Here is a 25,779-nt window from a genome sequence, read left to right as displayed (position 1 = left end):
AAAATCCTCCCAAATTAATTTGGCAGGATTAGTCATTAAAATATTTATACCCAAATAAGCTATTACGCAAAATAAATAGCAATACTATTGTATGGAAATCGGGCAGACTAATCCTATTTTTTATAAATTGAAATTTATTTAATTTCAACATTTAAAAATAAGATTAGTTAATCATCGTCCACCCATCATTCCTTTCCGTCGTTAGTAACCAGATTGTACCATAATAGTACAGTATGAGTAAATGCAATTATATGTGCTACTGCTTTAGATTTTACTATCATGTAAACTTCTAAGCGCTCTCACTTATATATTTTTTATATAAATCCCCAATAAATTATATATTATACACATTAAATTTCAGTTCTTATAATTAAGATATCATTTTAAAAGGAGGATACTACAATGGAGTTTAGCAAACTTGGAAACAGTGGATTAACAGTAAGTAAGATTGCATACGGGAACTGGATTAACCATGGCGGAAAAGTAAACGAAGATACTGCAAATAATTGTGTGAAAGCCGCACTAGATGTCGGAATTACAACGTTCGATACTGCCGATGTTTATTCAGACGCTATAGCCGAGGAAGTACTTGGCCGCTCTTTGCAAGGTATACGCCGAGAAAGTATAGAACTATGTACAAAAGTATGCCATCCGACTGGACCTGGAAAAAATGATAGAGGCTTATCACGAAAACATATTTTAGAAAATTGTAATGCATCTTTACGCAGGTTACAGACAGACTACATTGATGTCTATTATGCACATAGATTTGATACAACAACTCCCCTTGAGGAAACGATGTTAGCTTTTGCTGATCTTGTAAGACAAGGTAAAGTCCTTTACTTAGGCGTAAGTGAATGGACATCAGAACAAATTACCCGCGGTGCAGCACTTGCACGAGAATTGAACATTCCACTTATCGCTAGCCAACCTCAATATTCGATGTTGTGGCGAATTATTGAAACTGATGTAATACCAACATGTCAACGTGAGGGACTTGGTCAAGTTGTATGGTCTCCCCTCGCACAAGGCATTCTCACTGGAAAATATCAACCAGGTAAACCAATACCGACTCAATCACGTGCTAATTCAGATGCTGGTAAACCATTTTTCCACAAACTCGTGCAACGTTGGATGAGTGATGATGTACTCACTGCAATTCAGAAACTCAATCCCATCGCACAAGAAACTAATCTTACCCTATCTCAACTCGCAGTTGCTTGGGTACTACAAAATCCAGCTGTTTCCTCTGCGATTATCGGCGCTTCAAATCCGGAGCAAATAAGAGAAAACGTAATTGCTTCTAGTGTTAAATTGCAACCTGAAATTATGGATCAGATTGATAATGTACTAAAAGGTTTCGCTGAGTACGATCCGAGTAAAACAGGTTGAATCTTCAGTGACTTTAAAATAAAAATAGAAATTTTTCTATCCAATTTTCCCACTGCCCATCCCATCAAGATGGGCCTTTACTTTTCAAATTCAAATTGTGAAGTCGTATAAACCTCTCTAACAACTGTTAATAAGTTCTCTAACACGACAGACTTTTCATCTTGTCTCCATCCAACATATAAATTTATTTTCGGTGTATTTTCTTGAATGTCTTTATACATGACACCCGATTTTTTATAACTTTCCACCGATGATGGAACGACAGAAATCCCCATTCCTGCTGCAACTAAATTCACAATCGTTTGCATTTGAATCGCTTCTTGAACAATATTTAAACTTACTCCATGTTCCCAAAAGTAACTAATAATTAAATCGTAAAAGTTTGTACCAAAATGACGAGGAAATAAAATGAATGGTTCATCAACTAATAATTTGATTGAAATGTTAGGTAACGAAACTAAAGGATGATCTTCATGCAAAACCAATTTTAAACATTCCTCAGAACAAACTTCGGAAGATAATATTTCATTATTTTGCTTGGAACGAATAAATCCAATATGAATTTGTTTTTCATAGAGCGCTTTTATTTGCTGGTCTGTTGTCATCTCGCGTAATATGAGCTGTATTTTAGGAAACCGTTCTCGAAACTTTTTTAATATCTCTATAACGGTTTCTGTTGAATCGACAAAACCAATTATTAAATGTCCTATTTTCCCTTCATCCGCAAGCTGTGTTTCTTTAATAGTTCTATCTACTTGAAGCAACGTTTGCCGCGCACCTTCTAAAAATATCTTCCCGGCACTGGTCAGTTCAACCATTCTTTTTGTTCGATGGAAAAGTTGAACGCCCAATTCATCTTCTAATTTACGAATTTCTTGGCTTAAAGGAGGTTGTGCCATCATAAGACGTTCTGCTGCACGACTAAAGTTTAATTCTTCTGCCACTGTTATGAAATATCTCATTTTTCGAATATCCATTTCAATCCTCCTATCATTTACAACTCTCAAAGATTTCTCTTTTATTACTAAAAAACGTTTATAGGCCTACTATTTCTTTTAACCTCATCATGTTCTTTTAAATTCTCTTAGATAAATAATCTTTCATTCTCGAACTTTATCAAGGATATAAAACAAGGCTAAAAAACTTATAGTTAAAGTTCTTTAGCCTGAATTACTTTTTACACATTACAAAATTTAATTCGTACAACAGTACCTTTACCAACCTCTGAATGGATCTCTACAATATGTCCTAATTGTTTTGTAATTTCATATACAAGATATAGTCCCATTCCTGTTGATTCTTTAAAATCTCTACCGTTTTCTCCTGTAAAGAAAGGTTTAAATACTCTTGGTAAATCTTGCTTCGGTATCCCTACGCCACTATCGATAATTTCAAGTACAACTGTATTACCTTCCTTACATGCTTTCACTTTAATCTTTTCTCTACTACCTGATGAATATTTAATCGCATTCGATATAATTTGTCCAATTAAAAATTGTAACCATTTCGTATCACTTTCTACAGTAATACCCTTATCAATTTCAAGCTCTGGATATACAAAATTCCGGATAAAAAAGCGTTTATGTTCATGTACAGAATCATTCACTATTTTATGTAGTTGTACTCTTTCCACATAAAAATCTTGTGTAAATGCCTCTAAACGTGCGACATACAGTGCCATCTCTAACCCTTTTTTCAACCTGTCTGTTTCCTCATTAATACTTTCAAAACGTGAATCCACTTCATCCTGTGTAATTAATTCTATTACAGATAAAGGTGTTTTCATTTGATGAATCCACTGATTCATAAAGGTTAAATGATCATTATTTTTTCTCTCTTGTAACTGGAGCTGATTTTGATAATGGCGATATTGCACTTCGAGTAAATCTTGAAGTGCAGTAGATAAAACTGCAAAATCAGATTTTTGAACAGATTCATCCAAAGATTGCAACGGATTTGCTAAACGCTCATAAAAAGAACGATGTGTAAAATAACGAAATACTAAATAACTTACCATAAAAAAAGCACCTAAAAACATTGCATATAATGCCGTTGAAATATGATTATGCCCATCAAACCAATAAACTAGGAATATGGCTAGTAGTTGGATCACTGTAAAACAAATAAGTGGTATATGATCACGTATAAACAGCTTTATCATTTTTCCATACCATTATCCCAAGTAATATGTAATCTATATCCAACACTACGAATTGTTTCAATTGCTCCTTCAATATGTAACGTTTTTAATTTTTTCCGCACACGTGTTGTATTTACACTTAATGTATTGTCATCAACATAGGATTCACTATCCCATAATTTATTTAATAACACTTCTCTGCTTACAACACGCGGATAGTTTTTCATTAACATCTCTAATAAAATGGCTTCGTTTCTCGTAATATCAATCTCTTGGTTCCTAAGTTTTAATACAAGTCTTTCGGGATATAAACAAAGACCTTGTTGCTCAACCATTCGTTCTTCTAGTTTCGGTGCATAATCTCCATAAGCACGTCTTAAATGGCTACGAATTTTCGCCATTACAACTTCATAGTGAAAAGGCTTCGGAATAAAATCATCGCCACCATTTTCTAATGCCATAACTTGATCCATCGTACCTTCACGGGCCGAAATAAATAAAATCGGACATGTAGAAACCCCGCGAATTTGACGACACCAATAGTAACCATCAAAACTTGGTAAATTAATATCTAATAAAACTAACTCTGGTTGTTCCTCCAAAAATAAATCTAATACATTTTGGAAATCCGATACAATAATTCCTTGATATCCGTATTTTGAAACATATGTTGATAATAGTTCCGCAATTTTCATATCATCTTCAACAATCATAATTTTAACCATTGTTTTACTCCTTTTCGATCCACAATCTAATATACTTATACAAAATAAATACTACCTCTTTTCACTATATACGTAAATTAAAAAAGAACACTTTTATACAAAAGTATCCTTTTTCGATCTTTATCTATTTAATATAAAATTCACTCAGAGTAAATCCTAGCTTCTCCACATAATCCATCCCTAGTTCCATCCGCGCCGTTTTCAGTGGATCCACAACTTGACAAATTTTCAAATTACCTGCTGCTGATAATAAAAGAGTTGCATCAGCTTTAGACATTTCTAATTCTTCATGTAAAAATGTCACCATATTATGTACAGCACGATTCGCAGCAGCATCTAACAATTTCTCTGAAGCAATAGTCATCATTTTTTCTTTTTGGATAGCCATCGGTAGTGGCCAATTCTTTCCTTTTATAGTTTGAACTGTTACAGTTACCTCGCCAGCAACCTCTACGCCACTAACACCAATTTCACCATCACCCATCGCAGCGTGTAAATCACCTAACGCTAATAGTGCCCCAGGGACATTTACCGGTAATAGTAATGTTGTTCCTTCTTTTATCTCTTTACAATCCATATTCCCGCCATGATCATGCGGCGTACCACATGAAATACTGTCTTCTTTAGGGGCGGTGCCAATGACACCAATCATCGGATTAATTGGTATTTGGAGTTCATCCGAAAATATTACATACTCATTTTGGATTGGGACAATTTTCACTGTATTTTCATTTAGCTCATCACCCATTACACCAAGGTTCGCACCTGTAGTTAAAACACCCTGCTCTGAAATTTTAATCTTTTCAATCGTTACTACTAAAATATCGCCAGGTTCTGCGCCTTTAATATATACAGGTCCAGTCGCTGGATTAATTCGATTCCAATCTAGTTCTTGAAATACGACATTTTCCGAATCAATTTGATTTTCAAAGCAATCATATGTTTCAAATACAAGACGGCTTCCGATTTCTACTTCAATACATGGATTATTTTCTGGTGACATTGCGTAAATGATATGTTCTTTATGAATACGATGCATAGTACCTCTCCTTTTTCGTTTTTTATCTTCTATATAATAATTAGCTTTTTTCCGTATAAGCTCCTTTTTAAAATTAGTAGTTATTTTAAAGAAAAATGCACTTAGCTCATTTTGAAACATACACTCTTTACTATAACAGTTATAGAAAGGTGGTATCACTATGCCCCTTATTCCATACAACGAAAGTGACGTTGATTTACTAGCACGTTTAATACGTGCTGAAGCTGAGGGCGAAGGACGACAAGGTGAACAACTTGTTGGATGTGTTGTAGTAAATCGTGTATTTTGTGATTGCTTAGATTTTAAACAACTTCGATCTGTGCGTGATGCAGTATATCAAAGCCCTGGCGGATTTGAAGCGGTTCAATACGGATACTTTTATCAACGTGCCCGTGAATCAGAAAAAGAAATCGCAAGAAAAGTTTTACAAGGTGAATGGCGCTGGCCAGCACGATGGGCTCTTTGGTATTTTCGTCCAGTCGGAGCTTGCCCGCCCGAGTGGTATAATCAGCCGTTTGCAGGACAATTTAAAAGTCATTGTTTTTACGAACCAAGTGGTGATGAATGTCCAAAAATGTATTCACGGTAGCAAAAATTGTAGTTTATATGAGTGGTGACAATTTTTATTTTTTATAGTCACCACTCGTATATTTATGTAAATATCATTCCATCGTAATTACAATTTTCCCTCTAGTATGCTGACTTTCACTCAAAATATGAGCTTCTCTAACTCCTTTTTCATTAAACGAAACAACCTTACTAATAATCGGTTTTATTTTTTTATCCTGGATCAAACTAGTTAATTCGTCTAATTGCTTCCCACTTGGTTTCAACCATAAAAACCCTGATTTTATGCCCTTTACTTCATGAAGTGGTTCATGAACGATAGAAACTAGAACACCGCCAGATTTAATAATTTGAAAACTTTTTTCTTGTACTTCTCCGCCGATTGTATCTAACACAATATCACAATCTGATAGTAGCTCTTCAAATTTATCTTTTTTATAATCAATAACAAGGTCAGCCCCTAAACACTTTAAAAACTCTTCATTTTTACTACTTGCAGTTGTTGCGACAAAGGCCCCAAATGATTTTGCGATTTGAATTGCAAAACTCCCTACTCCGCCCGCTCCAGCATGAATTAATACTCGGTCATTTTCTTTTATTTGTGCATAATCGACAAGACTTTGCCAAGCTGTAAGCCCTGCAAGAGGTATAGATGCTGCTTCTTCAAAATTAAGATTCTTAGGCATTTGCGCTACTAAATTTGATTTCACTGTAATGTATTCAGCATAAGAACCTTTCCCTATATTTTCAGGTTTCGTAAACACTTTATCTCCTATTTTAAAATGATTCACATCTTCTCCAATTTCTTCAACTATTCCAGCAACATCTAAACCTAATGTAATTGGAAATGAAAATTGCAGCTTTTCTTGTAAGTCTCCCTTTCTTATTTTCCAATCAACAGGATTGACAGATGTTGCGTGTATACGTATTAATACTTCATTACATTTAACAACCGGCTTTGGAACTTGTCTTTCTTGTAATTCTTCAACACTACCATATTGATTAATAACAATTGCTTTCATTTCCTCTCCTCCTTGTTGTTTATTTTAATAAATTATAATTATTTTTCAAAATATTTTGTTTTAAATAAAAATAAATATATTTGGAGGTGATATTTATGCTACTCTACTAATTAAGCATCTTGAGTGCAAAAAACATTTATCTTACTTTATCTAGTATAAGTTTAAGAAACACCCAAAGTTATATTTCTCTTTATTTGTTAATGACCTTTAAATGAAACGGAGAGTGTACTATGAGTGAACAAGTTTTCAAAGTAAACGGTATTGATATATGTACAGAAAGCTTTGGCAATCCTAACAATCCAGCAATTTTATTAATTATGGGAGCTACGTGTTCAATGGTTTATTGGGATGAAGAATTTTGTGAAAGGTTGGCTAGCACAGGAAGATTTGTCATTCGCTATGATAATCGTGATGTTGGGCGCTCTGTTACATATGAGCCTGGGACTTCCAATTACACTGTAGCAGACATGGCTGAAGATGCAATCGGGGTACTCGATGCGTATCATATTGACAAGGCACATCTTCTGGGCATGTCATTAGGAGGTATGATTGCTCAAATTGCTGCAGTAAAGCACCCAGAAAGAATTTTGACCTTAACATTACTAGCAACAAGCGTTATTGGATCTGATAACAATACTCGGGATTTGCCTCCAATGGATGAAAGAATTTTGACACATCATGCTAATGGTGCGAATTTAGATTGGACAAATAAAGATACTATAGCGAAATATTTAGTTACAGGATCACGTCTACTCTGTGGATCAAAGCGTATATTTGATGAAGCAAGAACTTTGAAACAAGTAAAGCAAGAAATAGAACGTGCTAACAATCTATTAAGCATGTTTAATCACGCCCTCCTTACAGGTGATGATTCTTATGAAGGTATACTAAAGTCGTTACTAGTACCTACTTTAGTAATTCATGGTACGGACGATACAGCTCTTCCACTTGAACATGGACTCGCACTTATTGATGAAATTCCGAACTCAAAGCTATTAGCCCTTGAAGGTACAGGACACGAGAATCATCCCGATGACTGGGATAAAATTATTAAAGCAGTTTCAGAACATATATCCCATATAAGATAAGAACAACTATTAGAAGGGGCACAAATTTTTTTGTCCCTTCTATTTATAATGATTACGATACAATAACAAAAACCCATCACTGCATTTATATGTATAGTGATGGGCTCTACCTATATTTTTCTATGTTCAAAAGAATGGACAATCTAACTGATCAACAGATTCCCACGATTTTTTTTTTACGTTTTCGGCGGATTTACTATTTTCTAGTGGTACGTTTTTAAATGGATTCATTTCAACTTTTAATAGAGATGATGGTTCTACATATAAAGAAAAAACATGGCTACTTGGCAAGGTTTTTGATACATCAATATCTCCTACTTGTTTAAATAATTGCTGGGCCGCAAAGAAAAAGAAATTAGTTGGATTAGATTGTTTATTAATCCAAGCAATCATTTCAGGCGATACTGATTTATTAATATTAATTTTCACTCGATCACCACGTTTATATCGCCTAGATCGCATACTTCCACCAACTAACTTATCGTTAAGTTTGTAAACCCTAACTCTTTTTGCTTATGCTCTCTATATTTTGGCGAGCATGTATATACTAATAACCCACGAGCATTGGTGAATAACGGGTTATCTACAAAAATTACATTTTTCAAGCGTCCTTTTTGTTTCAAAATCATTTTTAAGCTATTTTTAATAATAACTGCACCCCCACCATAAATAAATACATATGGATCGTCTTTCATATCATCAATTTTGTTAATAATATCCGTTGCGACACGTGCTGCTAAACCTAAAAACGCTGGTTGCGATTCCTCAACTAACAATGCATTTCTTGGGTGCTTTTCATTTAAATAAATTTGATTAAATTCTGTAATACTATCAATTGTTTTCGTAGGATATTTCCGATTCCACCTCGTAATAATTTGTAGTAACGTTTCTTTTACACCGTACGATAATCCTTTACTTAATTGCGGACGGAAATTTACCCCTAATGAAACAACTTCTTCCGTCGTCCCCGCACCAATATCAAAAGACAATAAAGTTTTATCTACAAAATCAATTTCTGAAACTTGATTTTGTTCACATTCTATTTTATGTTTCACAACATTTCCGTCCTCATCATATACAATCCCCCACGTCCCAGAAGCGCCTTCAGGTAGACATTTACAAAACTCAATAGAAACATTAATCGTAACATCGCGTCCATTTGGATAATGGAATATGACCTTGTGATTACCCATATACCGTTTCGAATTTTCAGCAGCGATTTCCTGTGTAATAAGTTGCATTGGAAGAGCAACAGATAAATCATAACGAATATTAATATGACTTGAAGTTGGACTTTGACGCATAGCACTTATCGCTAAACCTGAAAGGATTGTAATGACCATTAACTCATCAGTAGATTTATTTGATTTCTTCTCCACTTCTGTACCTTTTAATTGATCTTGAATCACTTTTTCTCCAACGATGTATCGCACATTATTTAACATTAGCGATGGAGAACTAATGGTCACATCAATGTGATTCTCTAATTCTGACGATGAAACTTCACCCTCATCTAACAACCCCGTAGGCTCACCTATATATAAGGAATAAATACTCGGAATAAAAATAGGTTCCTGCCCTTTCACCATTAACTTCAAACCATTATTTCCTGCATCTGCACCAGCTTTTAAAAGAATAGACATAACTACCCCCTAAATTAATCTGACATCCCTTCCAAATATATGCGAGCTCATTCTTTTACATTCAAATGTACTGTAATTTTTTATTTATCTCAAAAACAAAATATCGTAAACATTCACTTCTTATGTAAAAAATGTTTGACATAAAACTTTTCCAATTTTATACTATGGATGTAAAGAGTTTTTTACAAAGATGGAGGTGCAATTATATATTGAATACTAAAAAAATTATTTTTGTAATCATAACTTTATCTTTAATCGCTATACTTGTACATGGCACATACAAATACATAACTGAAGGTTCAATTTTGGGCGGGACTATTTTCGCTGCCTCTTTAATACTTAGTAATTTAATAAATCATATTACATGGGGAGATCCAAACGGAGTATCGGAAGAAAGTCAAGATGAGATGGGACAACAAATTACCTATAAAAGCTTTAAAATTTCTTATTTTGTACTTATGTGTGTGATATTTCTTATTTTAATATTTTCAGAAGGATTTTCATCCCTATTACTCGATGAAATAAAGAACCTACCTCTGTTTATCGCACTTTGTTCTTCATTCTTTATTTATCCTATCGTTGAACTCATTGTCGCCAAACAATATAAATAAAAAAAGTGGTTTTCTATTTACAGAAAACCACTTTTTTATGTTTCAATACCTCCTGCTATTGCTTTCAGCTTATTCACAGTCCGCCAGTTCCGTACTGTAGCTGGCGTATGTAATTTTTGAAACTGGTTCATTAGTTTAGAATTCCGAATGCTTTTTTTGAAAAATAAATACACTACTCTTCCTTCGATATGGCAATCTTCTATGTCACTTTTGTACATAAGTAACCGCTTACTGTCTTCTTCAGAAAGTGGATTAGCTAAAAAGGCCACATGTACACTTTCTCCTTCTAATAGCGAATGGGTCTCGTAAGGACACTTTTTAATAATATTAATAAATTCATCATTTGCTCTTAACATGACTGGAACATTGAAATCAAAAACGTTCTTAATTTCACATTCAATTCGTTCCTTTAAAAAACTTATCTCTTCTTCTGACTCAAACACTACATTTCCACTTTGAATATATGTTTTCACTTTTTTTAACCCTATTGATTCAAACATTTTTTTCAAATCTGCCATTTTGATTACTTTATGTCCACCTACATTAATTCCCCGTAGTAGTGCAATATAAATTGTCATATGATTCCCCCTCACGTATTTAAATGCTTAACAATCGAATTGTTTTGCACCTTCATATTTCTCGGATACTGGCTTTAATTCATCTAACATATCATGCATGGACAATATCTCAAACAAAAAAGCTTACTTCATGATTTTTCAAGAGTAAGCTTTTTAAATTATTTGGTTATCGGTAAATGTAATATGAATTGTTGTCCAATTGGTCCCATTCTTCTAAATCCTCTATCTTGAAATCCAACTTTCTCATATAACTTTTGTGCCGGAATATTTTTTTCATTTACAGCAAGAATCACTTCATTTTTTATTGGATAATAACATTTTACAAACTCTTGTAATAACGCCAATGATTTTTTAACATATCCTTTCCTTTGTTTATTATGATTAATAGAAAAAGAAGTTAAAAGTATGGCATCCTTATTTTCTGTAAACTCCTGTACTCTATCACCTGTTTGTAATATAAATACACCTACAGGTACTCCGTTATAGTCTAAAATAACAACTACATTTTTCGTTCGATCATTTTTTGCTTTCTCCAGTAATTCACCTGGATTCGCCGTAAATTGAACTTGTTCACTTGGTAAAATAAATGATTGTATTATCTCTTTGTACTGCTCCTTATACGGAACTAATTGTATTTCTCCTGTATGTATGTTCATGCTTAACTCTCCCATTCCTTCAAGTTATTAACTTAAACCTTGCTGTGTTTTAGAATGCACTTTTCCATCCAAAAATGTAATTTCAGCAAATGATTTTGGATCGTTTCCTTTCCAAGCAAAAATTTGTTTAATTCGTGTAGAATGTTCTTCCCCTTCTTCTATGAGTAACTCCCCTTCAAAACCGATTAAATCTTTCACTTCTAAATATGTCATTCCTTCATTAATATTTGAGAAATGATTTTTATTAATGGATTTTTGATTTTTATTTTCCGTTATAGTAGAAGATGTAGCGATTTTCTTCTTCACTTCTTTCTTCTGGTCACACGCTGTCATACTAAAACCTATGCATAAACTACACAATATGAGTTTGCTTTTTTTTATCATAACGGTTGTCCCTCCCCTCATTATTAAACCATATTTTCCCTTAAAAATAAACTGAATATTTAATTTAAAAACAAAACCCCGTACGATTTAGTACGGGGTTTCCACTATTTTTTCAAATGATTATTTGACTGATCATCTTGTTCTTTTCGAAGTTCTTGTTCTTCATCTTTTGGTAATTGTTTATCATTGTCTTTAATCGGGTTTGTTTCTCTATTTTCAATCATATCATTTGGAACTTGCGGCATTACACGGCCAACAATTGCTGCTAATTCATCAAGTATACCTTCACCCGTTTTACCATTCTTAATTTGCTTGCCTATTTGTTTTAATCTTTCATACGTATCAACATCTGCTACAACGACTGCATTAGCACCATTTGGGTCATTCTTCAAACTTTCTGCAACAGAATACTTAATTGACTCAACGCGAGTTCGATCAAGTTTCGCTTTTACATCAATACCTACAACAGCATATTTCCCAACTACTACTGCTGTCGCATCGTTTACACCAGGTATACTTGCAGCTAAAGATGCCAGATGATCAGCTGCTTTTTCATTTGGCTTATTTGATTTATTTGTATACGTAACATTTTTCATCGAGACATTTTTTTGTTCTGGCTTTTCATTAGGATTGTCTTTTTTTCCAATGCTACATCCAGTAATAACGAAACAAAGCATTAACATATATATAATGATTTTCATTATTTTCACCACTTTATCATTGATGTTTAATCATAAATTTTTTCAACAGCTTGCATCTTCTTCACTTTTTCTTCTGCTCCATTATTTGCGTTAATGAAAATTTGGTACGTATCTTTCCCTAAAGTACCAACAAACTCATAGCAAAGCACTTCATTATGCAAGTCATTTACTACTACTGCTTTACGTTCTTCCATAACTTTTACATCGGGGTTTATTTTCTTTCTCGCATCTGAAGCGGATAGCTTCGCATTAGGGATTGTTCGTTTTTGATGCGATGCTAAATATTCTTTCGCAGAAAAACCAACGATTGATCCGTCATCTAAAGCAATTTTCATTTGGATTGCTTCTGGATAAATACGCACTCCATTTTCATTTACAACGTACGTAAACACACCGATATTATCATATTGAGAACTATCAAATAGCTCCATATTTGTAAACTTATGATCCTTTAAAAATGTTAATCCTTTACTTCCTGCATCATTTAAACTAATTTTTTGCTCTTTAATTTCTCGGTTGTTCATTACCCAAATTGGATATCCACCTTTTCCGGTAATATCCATATAATACTCATTGTTCGTTGCTGGATCTTGAATTTTCACACTGTAGAATGATTCTTTTGCACCTTTTCCACTTTTCTCAACTTCTACTTTTTCATTCCCTTTTAAGTTTAAAAATGATTTCGCGATTTTTTCCGCTTCCTCTTTCGAAATCGCCTTTCCTTTTGCCTCAAATCCGCCTTTTTTATTCTTTTGTGCACTTGTAAAAGTCGGTCCAAAGTTTGTGGACGAGTATGATGTTACATTCTTTTCTACCGTCTTTAATCCATCGATAATTGTGTTATCTGCTGGGTCTTGGTTTGACGCAAGAGCCATTTCTACATCCATCCAGCGAAGATTATTTTTCAATACAAGATGCTGCACTTTTCTCAGTTCATCTTGTATATTTCCTGCATTTGAATATAAGCCTTGTAACGTTTTATATTCTTGATCATTTAACGGATCTTTTTCTAAATCACGAACCGCTGCACGATAACTAAAATCACCGATATTCGCAAGGAACTCTTCCGTTTTATTAAATGGCATTAATGTTAAAGGTAATTGTCCTACATCAGAACGAGCCTCTGATGTTAAACGCCATACATCTACTAAAGCTGGCGATAATGAGGAACGTGAATTCATCGCCAGTGTTGTTCCAATTTTATCGTGTAATAAATCAACTTCATATGCTAAATCATGAAACGCACGCTGATAACTATTTTCCGCTCGAATTAATACTGCATTTTTCTCTTGATGCTCTTTATAGCCCCAATACCCTGTTCCGACTACACCTACTGTTAACAATACGATGATAATACCTCGTAACATGTTTCCACCTCCGCTCTATTTACAGAAAATATGCTTACCAATTTTTTTAATTTGTGGACGAGTCCAAATCCATTTACTTGTCGCAGTATCTGGGTTGAAATAATATAATGCATTCCCAGTTGGATCCCATCCATTGATTGCATCTAATACGGCTTTTTTCGCATTTTCATTTGGTGTTAAATATATTTGTCCATCTGCTACTGCTGTAAAGGCTCTCGGTTCAAAGATTACACCTGAAACGGTATTTGGAAACGATGCACTTGTGACACGATTTAAAATTACCGCAGCCACTGCAACTTGTCCTAAATAAGGCTCACCACGTGACTCTCCATATACAGCGTTTGCCATTAGCTGAATGTCATTTTGAGAATAACCGTTTGGAACATTTGTCCCTTTACTTTGTGGTGGTTTATTTTCTTGCGCAGTACCACCGCTATTCCCTTTATTAGTTGCTGTACCTTTATTAGCGGTCGACTTATCATACTTTGTTGCCTTTACCAGCATTTGCTTCGTTTTAGCACCCGCTAAACCATCAACTGGCAATCCGAATTTTTGCTGAAAGTTTCGAAGCGCCCAATATGTACCCCATCCGAAAACACCATCAACTTTTCCCGTATAAAATCCGTTATATTTCAAACGAGTTTGCAGTTCAACGACATCTTCTCCAGATGCTCCCCTTTGAATTACTTGATTAGAAAAGGCTTCTACATTTTTGGTTTGTATACTACTTACCATTAAAGTTAAGCCAATAAAGGTAAGTAAAACTGCTAGCTTCAAAAAACCTTTTTGACGCATATGTTTCCCTCCTTAAATACAGAATGAATTCATGGTTATGTTTTGTAAATGTGAAGCTTTTATGTAAAGAAGACAAAAAAAGCCAAACTTATATGCTTGAAGATATATGCACACAATATAAAAAAAGAGTAAAAGGAGCTTATTATGAAGTGTTTTTTTACACGTATAGCATTCTCGATTTTTTTACTAACAACATGTTCAAATATATATACTGGTCCATCTATCGTTCACGCACAGCCGCCCTATGCAAAATGGGGTAAACTAGCCGTTGAAAAAACGAAAGAACAATATCCGAAAGCTGAGATTATCGATTACCTTCATATAGGTAGAAAACCAAAAACTGTTCAAATAACAGTTGAAAAGTTTAAATTATGGCTACGTGAGGGTGGAAAAGAGTATGGTGTTTTTGTGGATGTAGAGTTTGATACGAAAACAGAGAAATTTTTAAAGATGTCCTTTCAGAAGACAAATCGGTAAAACAAAGAAACCTCCGTCTTTACATACAGACAGAGGTTTCTTTATATACTTCTTCCTTAATAAGGAGGATTATTTTTTATATGCTCTATAAATAACTTTAATGGTACGAGGCCACGTTTTGGCATGTGACTACTAATTACAGCTATGAGCTCTAACTGCGGAATGATAATAATGTATTGCCCTCCGTATCCCATAGCAAAATATATACAATACGGTATGTGAAATCTTTCGTTATTTAATACCCACCAGTGATATCCATATGCCCCGACATGTTCATACGTTTCAAATAGAGCTGTATTTGATTCTGCTAACCATTTCGATGATACAATTTCATTCCCCTTCCAATATCCATTGTTCAAACATAATTTCCCTAACTTTAATAAGTCTATAGATTTCATTTTCATACCGAATCCGCCAACATATATACCTTGCGGGTCTTGTTGCCACTCATACTCCGTAATGTTTAACGGCTCAAATAAATACTTTTTCGCGAACTGCTCCGTCGACATTCCAGTTGCTTCTTGAATGATGTAACTAAGTAAGTGAGAAGAGCCTGAATTATAATTCATTTTCGTACCCATTTCTTCAATGAGCGGCTTTTCTAAAATGTATTGCACCCAATTGTCTGATTCCACAAAGTCATTTGGGAAAATAACCCCATTTCCGAACTCTTGCCAATCTTCTCCTGTTGTCATCGTTAATAAATGATACAGCGTTAGTTCCCTCTTTTTCTCCGGTGCATTTTGAATCCATGTTGTGATTTGTGTATGTATATCATTTATAAATCCTTTATCAATTGCGATACCAATTAATATAGATACGATACTTTTTGTAATCGAATTAATTTTAAATAAGTCATTTGCACAGTCTATCGTTTTATAGTACTCAGTCGTTAATTCCCCCTTTTGATAAACAAGAAATGTATTAACCTTTTTCTTTTCAAATTTATTTTGTAATTGCTCGAAATTCAAGAAATCTTCCTCCATCTAAATGCTTATATTGTATTTATTGTTTGTCTCATTTTATCTCGTTCTCTCTATTAAATCATATTTGTTTTTAAAACAAAAAAAAAACTTGCCAGCATCTAATAGCTGACAAGTTTTTTTTATAATTTCGTTCGAACGTTCCAAAGCTCTGGGAAGAAGCATTGATCAAGCACTCGCTTTAAATAAGATACGCCAGAAGAGCCACCTGTTCCCATTTTATGACCAATAATTCGTTCTACCGTTTTCATATGACGGAAACGCCATTGTTGTAGCCAGTCTTCAATATCTATTAATTTCTCTGCAAGCTGATATAAATCCCAATATTTTTGCACGTCCGCATATACTTCTATCCAAGCCGCTTCTACAGTTGCATCCTCTTCGTAAGGCTGCGTAACATCACGATTTAATACATCTTTATGAATTGGGAATCCTTCTTTAACAAGCGCTTGTATCGCCACATCATACAAACTTGGTGCATGAAGTGCTTTATGAAGACGAGCATGTAATTCTGGGTCCTTTTCATAAATCTTTAATGCATGTGGTGTTTTATAACCAAGTGCATACTCAATCATTCGATATTGATACGATTGAAAACCGGAAGCCTGACCAAGTGAATCACGGAACTCAATATATTCTGATGGCGTTAATGTCGCAAGAATATCCCAAGATTGAATAATTTGCGACTGAATTTTTGATACACGTGCTAACATTTTAAAAGCTGGTGGTAATTTATCTTGTTTAATAGATTCAATTGCTGCATTCAGTTCATGTAAAATTAGTTTCATCCAAAGCTCACTCGCTTGGTGAATAACGATAAATAACATTTCATCATGATGATCTGATAATCTTTGTTGACTAGATAATAAGCTATCTAGCTGTAAATACTCTCCGTACGTCATATTCTCCTTAAAATCAGTGTGAATCCCTTTTTCCATAATTACCTTTTCGTTTTCTTTCATATTAATCAAACGCCCCTTTTATATATTTCTATTTATATTGGTCTAATAACAGCGCGAACTGGACTTCCATCTGCATCTGTTAATGCAAGTGGTAAGGCAATAAGTTCGTAATCGCCGTCTGCTACGTGATCGAGTACGACATTTTCTAAAATGTGAATTCCGTGTTTAAATAATTGATGATGTGCTGTTAGTTCTTTATCATCTAAAGGATCAACAGATGGTACGTTCACCCCGATTAAACGAATTCCCTTTTCAGAAAGAAAGGCTGCAATATCTGCGCGTAAATGCGGGATTACATCTGGGAATTCATTTGCTTTACCATGTGAAGATGTACGTAATAACAATCGTTCTACACCTTCTAAATGAAAGTTTTCTAATTCCTTTTTCCCGATGCTTTCAAGATTAGAAACGTCAATGATTCGCGCTGGGCCAACATAAACTTGAATATCTAAATCCAACACCTTCTTACCGTCATTATCAAAATGAAAAGGTGCATCAATATGAGTACCTGTATGGATACTCATCGTTAACTTTCCGACATTTACTGAACCACTGTCTTTTTTTGCCCATGAAACTTCATACGAGAACGGTGTATCCCCTGGCCACGTCGCGATATCATTATTTAGCGGTTGTGAAATATCAATCCACTGCGATGTTTTCATGCTTACGCCACAACCTCTCGCTTATTTTCAAAGTTTTTATATTCTTCATTTTTCATAATTTTCTTTAAGATTTGTACAGAGTTCCATACTTCCTCATACGTATTGTATAAAGCAACAGGCGCAAGTCTAACTCCATTTGGAGCTCTAAAGTCTGGAATCACTCCATTTGCTTTTAACGCCTTACATATACGCGCCGCCTCAGCGTGTTCTAAATAAATATGCCCGCCTCGTTTTTCATCCTCTAGCGGATTTCCGATTGTAAATCCCATATCATTTAACTCCAATTGAATTAAATCGAGCATATATCTTGTTATATGTAATGACTTTTCACGTAATTTCTCAATACGGGCATCTTTAAAAATTTCAAGAGAACCGATTAATGGTGCAATACTTAATACGTGAGGTGTCCCTATTTGATAGGCCCCAGCATGATCAGCCGCAGTTAATGAATGTTCCATATCAAACTGCTTATCCTTTCTAGAGCTAAACCAACCCGATAATCCTGGAAGTCTATCGAAATGTTTTTTATTCACATATAAACCTGCAACACCACCAGGACCTGCATTTAAATATTTATAATTACACCATACAGCGAAATCTACATCCCATTCGTTAAAATGATGCGGAATAGAACCGATTGAATGACATAAGTCAAAACCGATATGAATACCACGTTTATGAGCCTCAGCTGTTAATCGCTTCATATCAAGAATTTGTCCGCTTCTATATAGTACAGAAGGCAATAAAATTAAAGCGATATCATCGGTCATCGCATAAATAATATCTTCTTCTGAAAGTGTTCTACCATCTCTACTTTTCACTTGAACTAGATGTTCCTCTGGATCTAATCCTTTTAAACGAATTTGACTTTGAAGCGCATAAATATCTGACGGAAATGTTAATTCATCCGCAAGAATTTTTGTACGTATTCCTTTCGGCTCATAAAACGTCGCAATAACTTGATGTATATTCGCAGTCGTGGAACCGGTTACAATTGTTTCTTCCGGCAAAGCTCCAATAAGAGGTGCTGTCAATTCACCCAATTTCTCCGAAAGGAAAAACCACGGATGCTCACCTTCAGTCCATCCATCAATTCCAAACTCTTTCCATGAATCTAGCAAAGTAAGTAACGCTTTCTCTGCTCTTTTTGAAAGCAACCCTAAAGAGTTACCATCTAAATATATTGTTCCTTCTTTTTTATAAAATTCGGTTTGAAAATCTTTCAGTTCATCATGTTTATCACATTCAAGCGCATACTCATAAGTTGGTTGAAATGGTTCTTTATACATGGTGTCACCTTCTTTTAATTTTCTTTTTATTCTAACTAATTGAAATATATCACTTAAATTGATATAACGTCAATGATATTATGTCAGTTGACTTTATATACGAACTTCTTTTACAATACAATTATATTTTCAGACATTTCAGTATAAAGAGGTGATTCTTTGAAAAACTCTACTCTTTCAACAAGAAAACACCGCTCCTTAGAAACGAAAAAGAAACTATTACATTCCGGTTATACTATTTTTATAAAAAACGGATTTCAGAAAACTACAATCACGCAAATTATTAAACATGCAGAAACTGGTTATGGAACAGCATATGTATACTTTAAAAACAAAGATGCTCTCCTCGTCGTTTTGATGGAAGATGTGATGAATCGCTTTTATGATATTGCAGATCGTTCTTTTTCCCCTCAAACAAAGTTAGAAGCATGTGATATGATTCAAAGTCAAGTTAGAGCATTCTTACAATTAGCGGAAGAAGAACGGGATATTTTGCAAGTTGTCGAAGAAGCAATAGGATTATCAAGAGAGATAAGTCAAAAATGGGATGAGATTCGTGAACGCTTTATAAAAAGTATTACACAGGATATTACTTACTCTCAAGAAAGTGGATTGGCGCAGCCTGAATTAAATAAAGAGATTGTAGCACGTGGTTGGTTCGCGATGAATGAAACGTTTCTTTGGACAATCGTGCAAAATGATAAAGAACTAGAGTTAGAAGAAATTGTACATACTTTAACGGTAATGTATACGACGGGGTTATATAAATAGCACATTATAACCTCAAAAAGCCGTTACTCAATATGCTTAGTAACGGTTTATTTAAAATATTTTATTAACGATACAATAATACAAAAAAGTGATGTAAGTAATAGCAAAAGCCCCATATTCCTATTCTCTTTTTCATCCTTCTTAAAGTTTTGTATCCCCATCCCAGCAAGCATAAAACCTAAAAGTAATTGTAAAATGAGCATACTTTGTTTCGAATCATCATTCCAACTATAGATGGAATAGACCATTACAATAATTGCGAGTATGAATGTGGTAATTCTAATCATAAGAACACCCCCTGTTTGATTCTATTGTTTTAACCTACTCACCATTCCAACAATAAACTTATACTCAGCTCTACTTTTTCTTATTTTCTTAAAGCCTTCTTTCGTATCTAAAATAAAACACGTTTTCCGTAACCAAATTCGTACATATAAAGACTCAAAATAAATCGGTTTTATAATTCCGCGTTCCTCAAATTCAGTTCCATCTTTATTTTCAGTTTCAGTTCGAACAAACCACCTATTCCCGATTCCAAATTCAATATACTTCACATTTTACCCCCCTATAGGAAATTTCTCTTCTGACTATTCTATTATTTCCCTGGCAAGCGCACATTCCGACAGAACGTGAGTCCAAAAAGAAAAAGCAGATTACAAAAATCTACTTTTTAGCCTGAATTTTTGCATACGTTTATAAAACGTACTGCGTGGCACATCTAATAGTTTTGCAGCTAATGAAACATTTCCATTTTGTAACTCAATTTATTTTGATTTCCCATCATTGTCTGTAATAAAATGATATTTACGTTTCGCATATTTCCCGTCCATTTATATTTTGAAAATTGATTACAAATAACAACTTCTCCATCACTAGCAATTTCATCTAAAAAGCGGTGAATTAAATATAGTTTATTTTGATGTATTTGAATGCTAATTCACGTTCAAACGCATGGGCAATTGAAGTTACCATGATGTGAAGACTCAATCGAACAGGAGAAATAGTGTTTTCAACATAATTAGAAAAAGATACAAGTATGTTAAAAATTCGAATATTTTAATGCGCTTCTTTATTCTTTTTTAGTAGCACTATATTTTGTATAATGGATCCAAAGAAAATACATAACCAAAACCACTTTTGCGGATTGTTATTTATAAAGAAAACTATCATCGCTATTGCGAATAAAATAGTGGATGCTAAGCTAATATATAATTTCGTTCTAATCTCCATTAGGCTTCACTCCCTATCATTTTACAGTACATAGTAACTCTTCATTTTTCATTTCTATTATGTACTCTCGTAAAACATATTCTTTCCCTCCATGTTTTTCATACCAATCATGTATTCTTCTAACATGCATCTTGTCACTTCTAATTTTAGTTTCAATTTCTTCATAATCTTCATAACTATCGTATTCCCATATTGCAAATACTTCAGTCGTACCATCATTATTATCTTTCATCCAGCGTCCTATTAAACGAGAACCATATTTTAATTGATTAGGTAAATTAGTATCATTGAAATGATCATTAAATATTTCTATGAATTCATTTTTTACTACATAGTACTTCCTTCTGTAAAACATACTTCTGCACCTCTTTTATGAAAAGTATCAGTAAACCTTCCCATTACTACCGTATTATAATACTTACCATCCGACAGTTTTTTATCATTTTTTAGAATACCTTCTACCTCAAAACCTAACTTTTTATAAAGCTGAATGGCTTTCTCATTTGTCTCTAGCACTTGTAATGCTATCTTTTTCACTTCATTTTCATCAGCCCACTTTATTGATTTTTGTAATAGATTTTTCCCAATTCCATATCCCCAATACTCTTTAAAAATACAAACTCCGAATTCTACTTTATGAGATAATTTCGTTAAATCAGATCCTTCACATCTCGAAAATCCAACGATACGGTTATGTACTTCCGTAACTAAAAAGAGATTTCTCGTTTTTTCACTATCTGTTTTTATTATTTTTTGGAATCCCTCCGTATCTATAAACCCCTCACCTTCTTCTCTATCCATATTTTCAGTTTCTCCATCGATCTGAACTCGTATTTTTGATAACTGATCTGCATCTGTTTCAGCTGCAGAACGAATTGTATAAGTTAATCCATTTATATGAAACTCTTGTCCTTTTATAATCATTTCAAACTCCTTTTAAATGCAGTCTATTGGCGCTATTACTATTTGTTTACCTTGTTTCTCAAATCCTTGAATAGTTTCTTTACTAGCCTCTTCATCTGTTATTATAAGGTCAATTTCTTTTAAGGACTCTCCTTTAATAAAGCAATCTATTCCGAGTTTATTATGGGGAGCTAAACAAATATTTTTTCTAGCAATTTCACTTACCCTTTTGCTAAAATAAGCAACTTCAGGTGTTGCAGTACTTATACCGTGTAATGAAATACCACCACCTGTAGAAAAATAAAGATCAATAGTAAAACTACTAATCGATTCAGAGGCAAGTGTATCCGTCATATTTCCTGATGGTTTCACCTTGCCACCAATTAAGTACGTATCAATGTTCTCATATTCCCGTAACTTACTAGCTATTTCTATAGAATTCGTAATAACTGTAAATGATGTTTCAGGTAAATATTTTAACATTGCATAATGAATAGAAGCGCCCCCAATAAAAATTGAATAACCTTCTTGTATGTAAGAAGCTGCGATTTTTGCAATTGCATCCTCATATTTAGAGCCATTACTATAACGTTTAGATGGATCTGCGGCTAAGTTCCTCACTCGGGCAAACTCTATTGCACCTCCATGAGTTCTTTTTAAAAAACCATCCTTTTCCATAATAGATAGATCTCTTCTTATAGAATCAATAGACATATCAAATATTTCTGCAAGATCTTTTGCGATTACTCTTCCGTCTTTTTTAAGTAGCTCTAAAATTTTCTCTCTACGCTCTTCCGTGAACATGTTCTCACCACCATTATTGAAGATTCAGAAATTTAAACTTCATGTTAATTATATGCACGTTTCTTCCGTTTTACAATATTTTCAATTCTTATTCCCCCAGCTTTATGCGAGTTTTTTCTCTCTTTCTATTTCATTAATTTTAATACCAAATACATGCATATTTGCATATTCCACAAAAAGACTCCCATTTATTTTCCTGATGATGTAAAATTATTCCTATGTTTTACTTTTAAATACAGAAAGGAATTACTATGAAATCTTTAATTAAAGTAACTTGTACAGCATTAATATTTACAGGAATCATGGCAGGATGTAATGGTAGTACTACACCAAAACAAGAAAAGAGCGCTCTCGAAAAGAATGCAATGCATTATGGGGAAATATTTAAAAACGGATACTATAGAGCAACAGTTGAAAATGCAAAATTCGAAAAAATAGACAAAGAGTGGCGTCTTACAGCTCGTGTTACAATTAATAATGCTCGTGCTGACGGACAAACAATAGATCTTACAGAAATAAAATATTTCATAAAAGATGAAAAAACTGGTGAAAAATACAAAGGTGAATTTATACAAAATGAGAACGCTGAAAAGGTTCCATCTGAGTTCTCTTTAACTACTGACATTGTATTTAATATGAAAAATTCACCAAAAGATTTAAATAATATGTATTTGTACATAGATAGTAAAGTTGCTCCGTTAACAGATACATATTGGAAGCTTGAGAATCTAGTATCAAAATAAAAAAACAGTCTTAAATGACTGTTTTTTTGTTATCGGACTTGTAAACTTCAGCAAAAGAAACTCTCTTTATTATAAGTTAATATACAAATGACTAAGTTATTTTTTCTCAAGCAATACATCTTTTGCACAAATCGTTACTTCTTCAAATGGACAATCAAATAAAACACCCAATTCAAAACCGTCTTCAGTAAGCTCTATTTCATGGTATAGCCACCAAGCACCTTCAAAATTTTCAGGTATAGAACATTTTGTCACTCCTGTAAAAGAAACTTGAAGTTTATCGAAATCGCTAAAAGTACCACTACAATCCAAAAATATAGTTAGTGTATCTTTTGATGTTCTCTCTGCTGAGAGAACCACACTATCATGTAGAGAGAACTCATGAAGTTGAACGACATTTGACGGAAGATTTTTCTTAATAAAATTAAAATGTTCTATATAGGATTGATCTAAATGAGTTATTCTTTTCTCGTAATCCTCGTTCCACTCCAGCAAAAATTTCTTTAATTTATCGGGCGGACATTCTGAATTAATTGTGTTGTTATGAATATACGGATGCAGTGACTCAGGAAGAAACTTTAATAATTCTTCTTTCCTTTCTTCCACCTCTTCTTTCAAACTTTGTTTATAATCTTGCTCCATCGCTTCCCATTCTTCTATCGACTCTATGAATTTTACAAATCCTGAAATTTGCATTTCTTTATACCAATCTTTTGTGAAATATTTCAAAGACATTTCTCCTAAAATATATTTATATCCAGAAAAAGTAATTAATCTATTTATTATATCATTCTAATAACTGTTTTTTCTAAAAAGAAAATGTAAAACTGTAAATATTCCGCCTTTTATTTCTAAAACTTCAGAATATTTACAAAAATATAAAACTAGATTACATTTTACTTGTACAAGATTTTCCTGTACAAAAATCTAAACAAAAAGGGATGGTTATATGTTGAAGAAATTAGTAGCAGGGACATTAGTAGCAGGTTTTGCATTAACTGGAGGATTAGGAGTAGTAAGTGCTGCAGAAAAAGATAATACAATTAAATCATTTGATTATTTAAAAGTTGATGAAAAGAATGTTAATTCATTCACAAAATTAAGCGATCAATCAAAAAAAGACATCCAAATTACTATGGTACTACCTAAGCAAAATGAAAATGGAGATTGGTTAGCTTATGGCTTTACTAGCAGAGAAACATTGAATGCTTTTATTGAAAAGGATAAAAAGGCACTTAAAAATCAAATTAACCCTTTAGGTAGTGGTGCTGGTAGTACCGATTTTTATGAGCATCAAAATAAAGGTGGACAGTATATTTATTGGAGCAGTGGCTTTAAAAACCTACCTTCTAGCTGGAACGACAGAATTTCTTCTGTAAGTACAGCTTCACCTTCTGCAAGTTATTCAACAACGCTATGGGAACATTCTTCAACTCAAGGATATGGAAAAGGTGTCTCCTTTAGACACTCTGATTGGTATGGTCAAACTGCTAATTTAGCTGCAGATTGGAACGATATAACTTCAGCTATTGAAATTAAATAGTAACAGGGCATTTCAATTGAATAGGTGGAACTATATTTTTATATAGTTTCACCTAAATTGCTACTTAAATATTATTAGATAGTAGAAAGACCAGTCATTTTAGACTGGTCTTTCTACCTTCAAGCATGTACAGCGTGTCTTACGGCCTACAATAATGCTTCATAATTTGCTTCAAATAAATTAGAGAATCATTACATTATTCACTATCAAAACTCTTCTGCAATTTCCGAATGTACATAATTTGACCAATATGATACGCATTATGAGTCGTTACATTAGCTAATATTTCCCACCACTTTGCAGATACAGGAAATCCAATTACATCACTTTCAACCTTGTCTTCATTTATGAGATTTTGCCATTGTAACAGTTTCTCTAGGAGTTTTTCTCTTAATTCTTCAAATGTTTGATTATCAGATAGCATAAAACTTTTGTTATTATCACCAATAGCGGGCACGGCATTAACATTTGATTCTTTATACCTTGTTTGCCACGTCGAGTTCCAATACAGTAAATGTTGTACAATTTCAGCTATACTATTACTCTCTTCATTCGGTTTCCAGAAAGCTTCTCTCTCAGATAAATCCTTAACTGCATCTGAAAACGGAATATACCAACTAGGATCATTCGCATTTGCTAATAACTGATCTGCTAATACGTCTTTAACATGGAACACTTTGCTTCCCCCCGTTAAAAAGATTCAT

At 33.7% G+C, this 25,779-nt stretch carries 33 protein-coding genes and 1 pseudogene; 8 read left to right on the top strand and 26 right to left on the bottom strand.

The window, feature by feature from the left end; translation table 11 throughout:
• Nucleotides 1-402: 402 nt before the first annotated feature.
• Nucleotides 403-1,392 carry an aldo/keto reductase family protein gene (locus MKX77_RS10860; protein ID WP_341306615.1) on the top strand — a complete coding sequence of 330 codons (990 nt, stop codon included), beginning with the start codon at nt 403-405 and terminating at the stop codon, nt 1,390-1,392.
• A 77-nt stretch (nt 1,393-1,469) separates the two neighbouring features.
• Here MKX77_RS10860 and MKX77_RS10855 read toward each other — a convergent pair whose 3' ends face one another.
• The 4 genes from MKX77_RS10855 to MKX77_RS10840 form a co-directional block, all read right to left on the bottom strand.
• A complete protein-coding gene (locus tag MKX77_RS10855; RefSeq protein WP_341306614.1) occupies nt 1,470-2,369 on the bottom strand; it encodes a LysR substrate-binding domain-containing protein in 900 nt (299 codons plus the stop codon).
• A 200-nt stretch (nt 2,370-2,569) separates the two neighbouring features.
• Entirely contained in the window at nt 2,570-3,553 is a 984-nt protein-coding gene (locus MKX77_RS10850) for a sensor histidine kinase (RefSeq protein WP_341306613.1), read from the bottom strand.
• Nucleotides 3,550-4,257: a response regulator transcription factor gene (locus MKX77_RS10845; protein ID WP_215556534.1), complete on the bottom strand. Its 708-nt coding sequence runs from the start codon at nt 4,255-4,257 to the stop codon at nt 3,550-3,552. Before MKX77_RS10845 ends, MKX77_RS10850 begins: the two co-directional genes overlap by 4 nt.
• A gap of 124 nt (nt 4,258-4,381) precedes the next feature.
• Nucleotides 4,382-5,296, bottom strand: a complete 915-nt coding sequence (locus MKX77_RS10840; RefSeq protein WP_341306612.1) for an acetamidase/formamidase family protein — start codon at nt 5,294-5,296, stop codon at nt 4,382-4,384.
• A 160-nt stretch (nt 5,297-5,456) separates the two neighbouring features.
• Here MKX77_RS10840 and MKX77_RS10835 point away from each other — a divergent pair, with 160 nt between their 5' ends.
• Nucleotides 5,457-5,885 (top strand): cell wall hydrolase, encoded by a 429-nt coding sequence (locus MKX77_RS10835; protein WP_002013108.1) that lies wholly within the window; start codon nt 5,457-5,459, stop codon nt 5,883-5,885.
• 73 nt (nt 5,886-5,958) lie between these two features.
• On the opposite strand, the gene MKX77_RS10830 is transcribed toward MKX77_RS10835, so the two are convergent.
• Nucleotides 5,959-6,885, bottom strand: a complete 927-nt coding sequence (locus tag MKX77_RS10830; protein ID WP_341306611.1) for an NADP-dependent oxidoreductase — start codon at nt 6,883-6,885, stop codon at nt 5,959-5,961.
• A 230-nt stretch (nt 6,886-7,115) separates the two neighbouring features.
• On the opposite strand from MKX77_RS10830, the gene MKX77_RS10825 reads away from it, so the two are divergent.
• The gene (locus MKX77_RS10825; RefSeq protein WP_341306610.1) at nt 7,116-7,973 is read left to right on the top strand and encodes an alpha/beta fold hydrolase; all 858 of its coding nucleotides are present in this window, start codon (nt 7,116-7,118) and stop codon (nt 7,971-7,973) included.
• 126 nt (nt 7,974-8,099) lie between these two features.
• On the opposite strand, the gene MKX77_RS10820 is transcribed toward MKX77_RS10825, so the two are convergent.
• Together MKX77_RS10820 and MKX77_RS10815 are read right to left on the bottom strand one after the other, a co-directional pair.
• A complete protein-coding gene (locus tag MKX77_RS10820; RefSeq protein WP_341306609.1) occupies nt 8,100-8,435 on the bottom strand; it encodes a hypothetical protein in 336 nt (111 codons plus the stop codon).
• A gap of 11 nt (nt 8,436-8,446) precedes the next feature.
• Nucleotides 8,447-9,616, bottom strand: a complete 1,170-nt coding sequence (locus MKX77_RS10815; RefSeq protein ID WP_078181333.1) for a ParM/StbA family protein — start codon at nt 9,614-9,616, stop codon at nt 8,447-8,449.
• 209 nt (nt 9,617-9,825) lie between these two features.
• On the opposite strand from MKX77_RS10815, the gene MKX77_RS10810 reads away from it, so the two are divergent.
• The gene (locus MKX77_RS10810) at nt 9,826-10,227 is read left to right on the top strand and encodes a hypothetical protein (protein WP_341306608.1); all 402 of its coding nucleotides are present in this window, start codon (nt 9,826-9,828) and stop codon (nt 10,225-10,227) included.
• 35 nt (nt 10,228-10,262) lie between these two features.
• Here MKX77_RS10810 and MKX77_RS10805 read toward each other — a convergent pair whose 3' ends face one another.
• The 6 genes from MKX77_RS10805 to sleB all read right to left on the bottom strand — a co-directional run bounded on the left by MKX77_RS10805 (nt 10,263) and on the right by sleB (nt 14,648).
• Nucleotides 10,263-10,805 carry a DUF1697 domain-containing protein gene (locus MKX77_RS10805; protein WP_341306607.1) on the bottom strand — a complete coding sequence of 181 codons (543 nt, stop codon included), beginning with the start codon at nt 10,803-10,805 and terminating at the stop codon, nt 10,263-10,265.
• A 158-nt stretch (nt 10,806-10,963) separates the two neighbouring features.
• Nucleotides 10,964-11,461, bottom strand: a complete 498-nt coding sequence (locus MKX77_RS10800) for a GNAT family N-acetyltransferase (protein WP_341306606.1) — start codon at nt 11,459-11,461, stop codon at nt 10,964-10,966.
• Nucleotides 11,462-11,488: 27 nt separating this feature from the next.
• Nucleotides 11,489-11,845, bottom strand: a complete 357-nt coding sequence (locus MKX77_RS10795) for a hypothetical protein (RefSeq protein WP_341306605.1) — start codon at nt 11,843-11,845, stop codon at nt 11,489-11,491.
• Between the two features lie 104 nt (nt 11,846-11,949).
• Nucleotides 11,950-12,546, bottom strand: coding sequence for a YhcN/YlaJ family sporulation lipoprotein (locus MKX77_RS10790; RefSeq protein ID WP_002110243.1), 597 nt, complete (start codon nt 12,544-12,546; stop codon nt 11,950-11,952).
• A gap of 26 nt (nt 12,547-12,572) precedes the next feature.
• Nucleotides 12,573-13,913 (bottom strand): germination protein YpeB, encoded by a 1,341-nt coding sequence (gene ypeB / locus MKX77_RS10785; RefSeq protein WP_341306604.1) that lies wholly within the window; start codon nt 13,911-13,913, stop codon nt 12,573-12,575.
• A 15-nt stretch (nt 13,914-13,928) separates the two neighbouring features.
• Nucleotides 13,929-14,648, bottom strand: coding sequence for a spore cortex-lytic enzyme (gene sleB / locus MKX77_RS10780; RefSeq protein WP_445819112.1), 720 nt, complete (start codon nt 14,646-14,648; stop codon nt 13,929-13,931).
• A 204-nt stretch (nt 14,649-14,852) separates the two neighbouring features.
• On the opposite strand from sleB, the gene MKX77_RS10775 reads away from it, so the two are divergent.
• A complete protein-coding gene (locus MKX77_RS10775) occupies nt 14,853-15,185 on the top strand; it encodes a YqzG/YhdC family protein (protein WP_215553282.1) in 333 nt (110 codons plus the stop codon).
• A 56-nt stretch (nt 15,186-15,241) separates the two neighbouring features.
• Here MKX77_RS10775 and MKX77_RS10770 read toward each other — a convergent pair whose 3' ends face one another.
• The 4 genes from MKX77_RS10770 to kynU all read right to left on the bottom strand — a co-directional run bounded on the left by MKX77_RS10770 (nt 15,242) and on the right by kynU (nt 19,081).
• Entirely contained in the window at nt 15,242-16,156 is a 915-nt protein-coding gene (locus tag MKX77_RS10770) for a serine hydrolase domain-containing protein (RefSeq protein ID WP_341306602.1), read from the bottom strand.
• A 134-nt stretch (nt 16,157-16,290) separates the two neighbouring features.
• The gene (gene kynA / locus MKX77_RS10765) at nt 16,291-17,130 is read right to left on the bottom strand and encodes a tryptophan 2,3-dioxygenase (RefSeq protein WP_000661975.1); all 840 of its coding nucleotides are present in this window, start codon (nt 17,128-17,130) and stop codon (nt 16,291-16,293) included.
• A gap of 32 nt (nt 17,131-17,162) precedes the next feature.
• A complete protein-coding gene (gene kynB / locus MKX77_RS10760; protein ID WP_341306601.1) occupies nt 17,163-17,792 on the bottom strand; it encodes an arylformamidase in 630 nt (209 codons plus the stop codon).
• A 2-nt stretch (nt 17,793-17,794) separates the two neighbouring features.
• Nucleotides 17,795-19,081 (bottom strand): kynureninase, encoded by a 1,287-nt coding sequence (gene kynU / locus MKX77_RS10755; protein WP_341306600.1) that lies wholly within the window; start codon nt 19,079-19,081, stop codon nt 17,795-17,797.
• A 159-nt stretch (nt 19,082-19,240) separates the two neighbouring features.
• On the opposite strand from kynU, the gene MKX77_RS10750 reads away from it, so the two are divergent.
• Nucleotides 19,241-19,852 carry a TetR/AcrR family transcriptional regulator gene (locus MKX77_RS10750; RefSeq protein ID WP_341306599.1) on the top strand — a complete coding sequence of 204 codons (612 nt, stop codon included), beginning with the start codon at nt 19,241-19,243 and terminating at the stop codon, nt 19,850-19,852.
• Between the two features lie 47 nt (nt 19,853-19,899).
• Here the strand turns inward: MKX77_RS10750 and MKX77_RS10745 are convergent, their stop codons facing one another.
• The 7 genes and pseudogenes from MKX77_RS10745 to MKX77_RS10715 all read right to left on the bottom strand — a co-directional run bounded on the left by MKX77_RS10745 (nt 19,900) and on the right by MKX77_RS10715 (nt 22,789).
• Nucleotides 19,900-20,139, bottom strand: coding sequence for a DUF3953 domain-containing protein (locus MKX77_RS10745; RefSeq protein ID WP_193658006.1), 240 nt, complete (start codon nt 20,137-20,139; stop codon nt 19,900-19,902).
• A gap of 21 nt (nt 20,140-20,160) precedes the next feature.
• Nucleotides 20,161-20,406, bottom strand: a complete 246-nt coding sequence (locus MKX77_RS10740) for a DUF3977 family protein (RefSeq protein ID WP_341306598.1) — start codon at nt 20,404-20,406, stop codon at nt 20,161-20,163.
• A gap of 99 nt (nt 20,407-20,505) precedes the next feature.
• A pseudogene (locus MKX77_RS10735) lies at nt 20,506-20,708 on the bottom strand (helix-turn-helix domain-containing protein); the annotation flags it as partial.
• 200 nt (nt 20,709-20,908) lie between these two features.
• Nucleotides 20,909-21,082, bottom strand: coding sequence for a hypothetical protein (locus tag MKX77_RS10730; RefSeq protein WP_215553289.1), 174 nt, complete (start codon nt 21,080-21,082; stop codon nt 20,909-20,911).
• 16 nt (nt 21,083-21,098) lie between these two features.
• Complete coding sequence (locus MKX77_RS10725) at nt 21,099-21,437, bottom strand: NIPSNAP family protein (RefSeq protein WP_215553290.1); 339 nt, start codon at nt 21,435-21,437, stop codon at nt 21,099-21,101.
• Nucleotides 21,410-22,006: a GNAT family N-acetyltransferase gene (locus tag MKX77_RS10720; protein ID WP_341306597.1), complete on the bottom strand. Its 597-nt coding sequence runs from the start codon at nt 22,004-22,006 to the stop codon at nt 21,410-21,412. Before MKX77_RS10720 ends, MKX77_RS10725 begins: the two co-directional genes overlap by 28 nt.
• Before the next feature lie 12 nt (nt 22,007-22,018).
• Nucleotides 22,019-22,789, bottom strand: a complete 771-nt coding sequence (locus tag MKX77_RS10715; RefSeq protein ID WP_341306596.1) for a DeoR/GlpR family DNA-binding transcription regulator — start codon at nt 22,787-22,789, stop codon at nt 22,019-22,021.
• Nucleotides 22,790-23,040: 251 nt separating this feature from the next.
• Here MKX77_RS10715 and MKX77_RS10710 point away from each other — a divergent pair, with 251 nt between their 5' ends.
• Nucleotides 23,041-23,532, top strand: a complete 492-nt coding sequence (locus MKX77_RS10710; RefSeq protein ID WP_215553293.1) for a hypothetical protein — start codon at nt 23,041-23,043, stop codon at nt 23,530-23,532.
• Between the two features lie 96 nt (nt 23,533-23,628).
• On the opposite strand, the gene MKX77_RS10705 is transcribed toward MKX77_RS10710, so the two are convergent.
• Entirely contained in the window at nt 23,629-24,261 is a 633-nt protein-coding gene (locus MKX77_RS10705) for a DUF4085 family protein (protein WP_341306595.1), read from the bottom strand.
• 220 nt (nt 24,262-24,481) lie between these two features.
• Here MKX77_RS10705 and MKX77_RS10700 point away from each other — a divergent pair, with 220 nt between their 5' ends.
• Nucleotides 24,482-25,075 carry a hypothetical protein gene (locus tag MKX77_RS10700; protein WP_000914462.1) on the top strand — a complete coding sequence of 198 codons (594 nt, stop codon included), beginning with the start codon at nt 24,482-24,484 and terminating at the stop codon, nt 25,073-25,075.
• Between the two features lie 196 nt (nt 25,076-25,271).
• On the opposite strand, the gene MKX77_RS10695 is transcribed toward MKX77_RS10700, so the two are convergent.
• Complete coding sequence (locus tag MKX77_RS10695; RefSeq protein WP_341306594.1) at nt 25,272-25,751, bottom strand: DinB family protein; 480 nt, start codon at nt 25,749-25,751, stop codon at nt 25,272-25,274.
• Between the last annotated feature and the right edge of the window lie 28 nt (nt 25,752-25,779).

This window comes from Bacillus sp. FSL R9-9410 (genome assembly GCF_038050385.1).
Lineage (GTDB): Bacteria > Bacillota > Bacilli > Bacillales > Bacillaceae_G > Bacillus_A > Bacillus_A cereus_U.
Note: the sequence above shows the minus strand (reverse complement) of the source record. Positions and strands in the feature narration are given on the sequence as shown.

What these genes read in the sequence shown, in the direction of transcription:
- MKX77_RS10795 (WP_341306605.1), bottom strand. Translation starts at nt 11,845, where the DNA reads ATGATAAAAAAAAGCAAACTCATATTGTGTAGTTTATGCATAGGTTTT.
- MKX77_RS10855 (WP_341306614.1), bottom strand. Translation starts at nt 2,369, where the DNA reads ATGGATATTCGAAAAATGAGATATTTCATAACAGTGGCAGAAGAATTA.
- MKX77_RS10805 (WP_341306607.1), bottom strand. Translation starts at nt 10,805, where the DNA reads ATGACAATTTATATTGCACTACTACGGGGAATTAATGTAGGTGGACAT.
- MKX77_RS10730 (WP_215553289.1), bottom strand. Translation starts at nt 21,082, where the DNA reads ATGGAGATTAGAACGAAATTATATATTAGCTTAGCATCCACTATTTTA.
- MKX77_RS10720 (WP_341306597.1), bottom strand. Translation starts at nt 22,006, where the DNA reads ATGATTATAAAAGGACAAGAGTTTCATATAAATGGATTAACTTATACA.
- MKX77_RS10820 (WP_341306609.1), bottom strand. Translation starts at nt 8,435, where the DNA reads ATGCGATCTAGGCGATATAAACGTGGTGATCGAGTGAAAATTAATATT.
- MKX77_RS10840 (WP_341306612.1), bottom strand. Translation starts at nt 5,296, where the DNA reads ATGCATCGTATTCATAAAGAACATATCATTTACGCAATGTCACCAGAA.
- kynB (WP_341306601.1), bottom strand. Translation starts at nt 17,792, where the DNA reads ATGAAAACATCGCAGTGGATTGATATTTCACAACCGCTAAATAATGAT.
- kynU (WP_341306600.1), bottom strand. Translation starts at nt 19,081, where the DNA reads ATGTATAAAGAACCATTTCAACCAACTTATGAGTATGCGCTTGAATGT.
- MKX77_RS10800 (WP_341306606.1), bottom strand. Translation starts at nt 11,461, where the DNA reads ATGAACATACATACAGGAGAAATACAATTAGTTCCGTATAAGGAGCAG.
- MKX77_RS10815 (WP_078181333.1), bottom strand. Translation starts at nt 9,616, where the DNA reads ATGTCTATTCTTTTAAAAGCTGGTGCAGATGCAGGAAATAATGGTTTG.
- MKX77_RS10860 (WP_341306615.1), top strand. Translation starts at nt 403, where the DNA reads ATGGAGTTTAGCAAACTTGGAAACAGTGGATTAACAGTAAGTAAGATT.
- MKX77_RS10835 (WP_002013108.1), top strand. Translation starts at nt 5,457, where the DNA reads ATGCCCCTTATTCCATACAACGAAAGTGACGTTGATTTACTAGCACGT.
- MKX77_RS10745 (WP_193658006.1), bottom strand. Translation starts at nt 20,139, where the DNA reads ATGATTAGAATTACCACATTCATACTCGCAATTATTGTAATGGTCTAT.
- MKX77_RS10790 (WP_002110243.1), bottom strand. Translation starts at nt 12,546, where the DNA reads ATGAAAATCATTATATATATGTTAATGCTTTGTTTCGTTATTACTGGA.
- sleB (WP_445819112.1), bottom strand. Translation starts at nt 14,648, where the DNA reads ATGGTAAGTAGTATACAAACCAAAAATGTAGAAGCCTTTTCTAATCAA.
- MKX77_RS10850 (WP_341306613.1), bottom strand. Translation starts at nt 3,553, where the DNA reads ATGATAAAGCTGTTTATACGTGATCATATACCACTTATTTGTTTTACA.
- MKX77_RS10845 (WP_215556534.1), bottom strand. Translation starts at nt 4,257, where the DNA reads ATGGTTAAAATTATGATTGTTGAAGATGATATGAAAATTGCGGAACTA.
- MKX77_RS10715 (WP_341306596.1), bottom strand. Translation starts at nt 22,789, where the DNA reads ATGTTCACGGAAGAGCGTAGAGAGAAAATTTTAGAGCTACTTAAAAAA.
- MKX77_RS10825 (WP_341306610.1), top strand. Translation starts at nt 7,116, where the DNA reads ATGAGTGAACAAGTTTTCAAAGTAAACGGTATTGATATATGTACAGAA.
- MKX77_RS10725 (WP_215553290.1), bottom strand. Translation starts at nt 21,437, where the DNA reads ATGTTTTACAGAAGGAAGTACTATGTAGTAAAAAATGAATTCATAGAA.
- MKX77_RS10710 (WP_215553293.1), top strand. Translation starts at nt 23,041, where the DNA reads ATGAAATCTTTAATTAAAGTAACTTGTACAGCATTAATATTTACAGGA.
- MKX77_RS10700 (WP_000914462.1), top strand. Translation starts at nt 24,482, where the DNA reads ATGTTGAAGAAATTAGTAGCAGGGACATTAGTAGCAGGTTTTGCATTA.
- MKX77_RS10830 (WP_341306611.1), bottom strand. Translation starts at nt 6,885, where the DNA reads ATGAAAGCAATTGTTATTAATCAATATGGTAGTGTTGAAGAATTACAA.
- kynA (WP_000661975.1), bottom strand. Translation starts at nt 17,130, where the DNA reads ATGAAAGAAAACGAAAAGGTAATTATGGAAAAAGGGATTCACACTGAT.
- MKX77_RS10775 (WP_215553282.1), top strand. Translation starts at nt 14,853, where the DNA reads ATGAAGTGTTTTTTTACACGTATAGCATTCTCGATTTTTTTACTAACA.
- ypeB (WP_341306604.1), bottom strand. Translation starts at nt 13,913, where the DNA reads ATGTTACGAGGTATTATCATCGTATTGTTAACAGTAGGTGTAGTCGGA.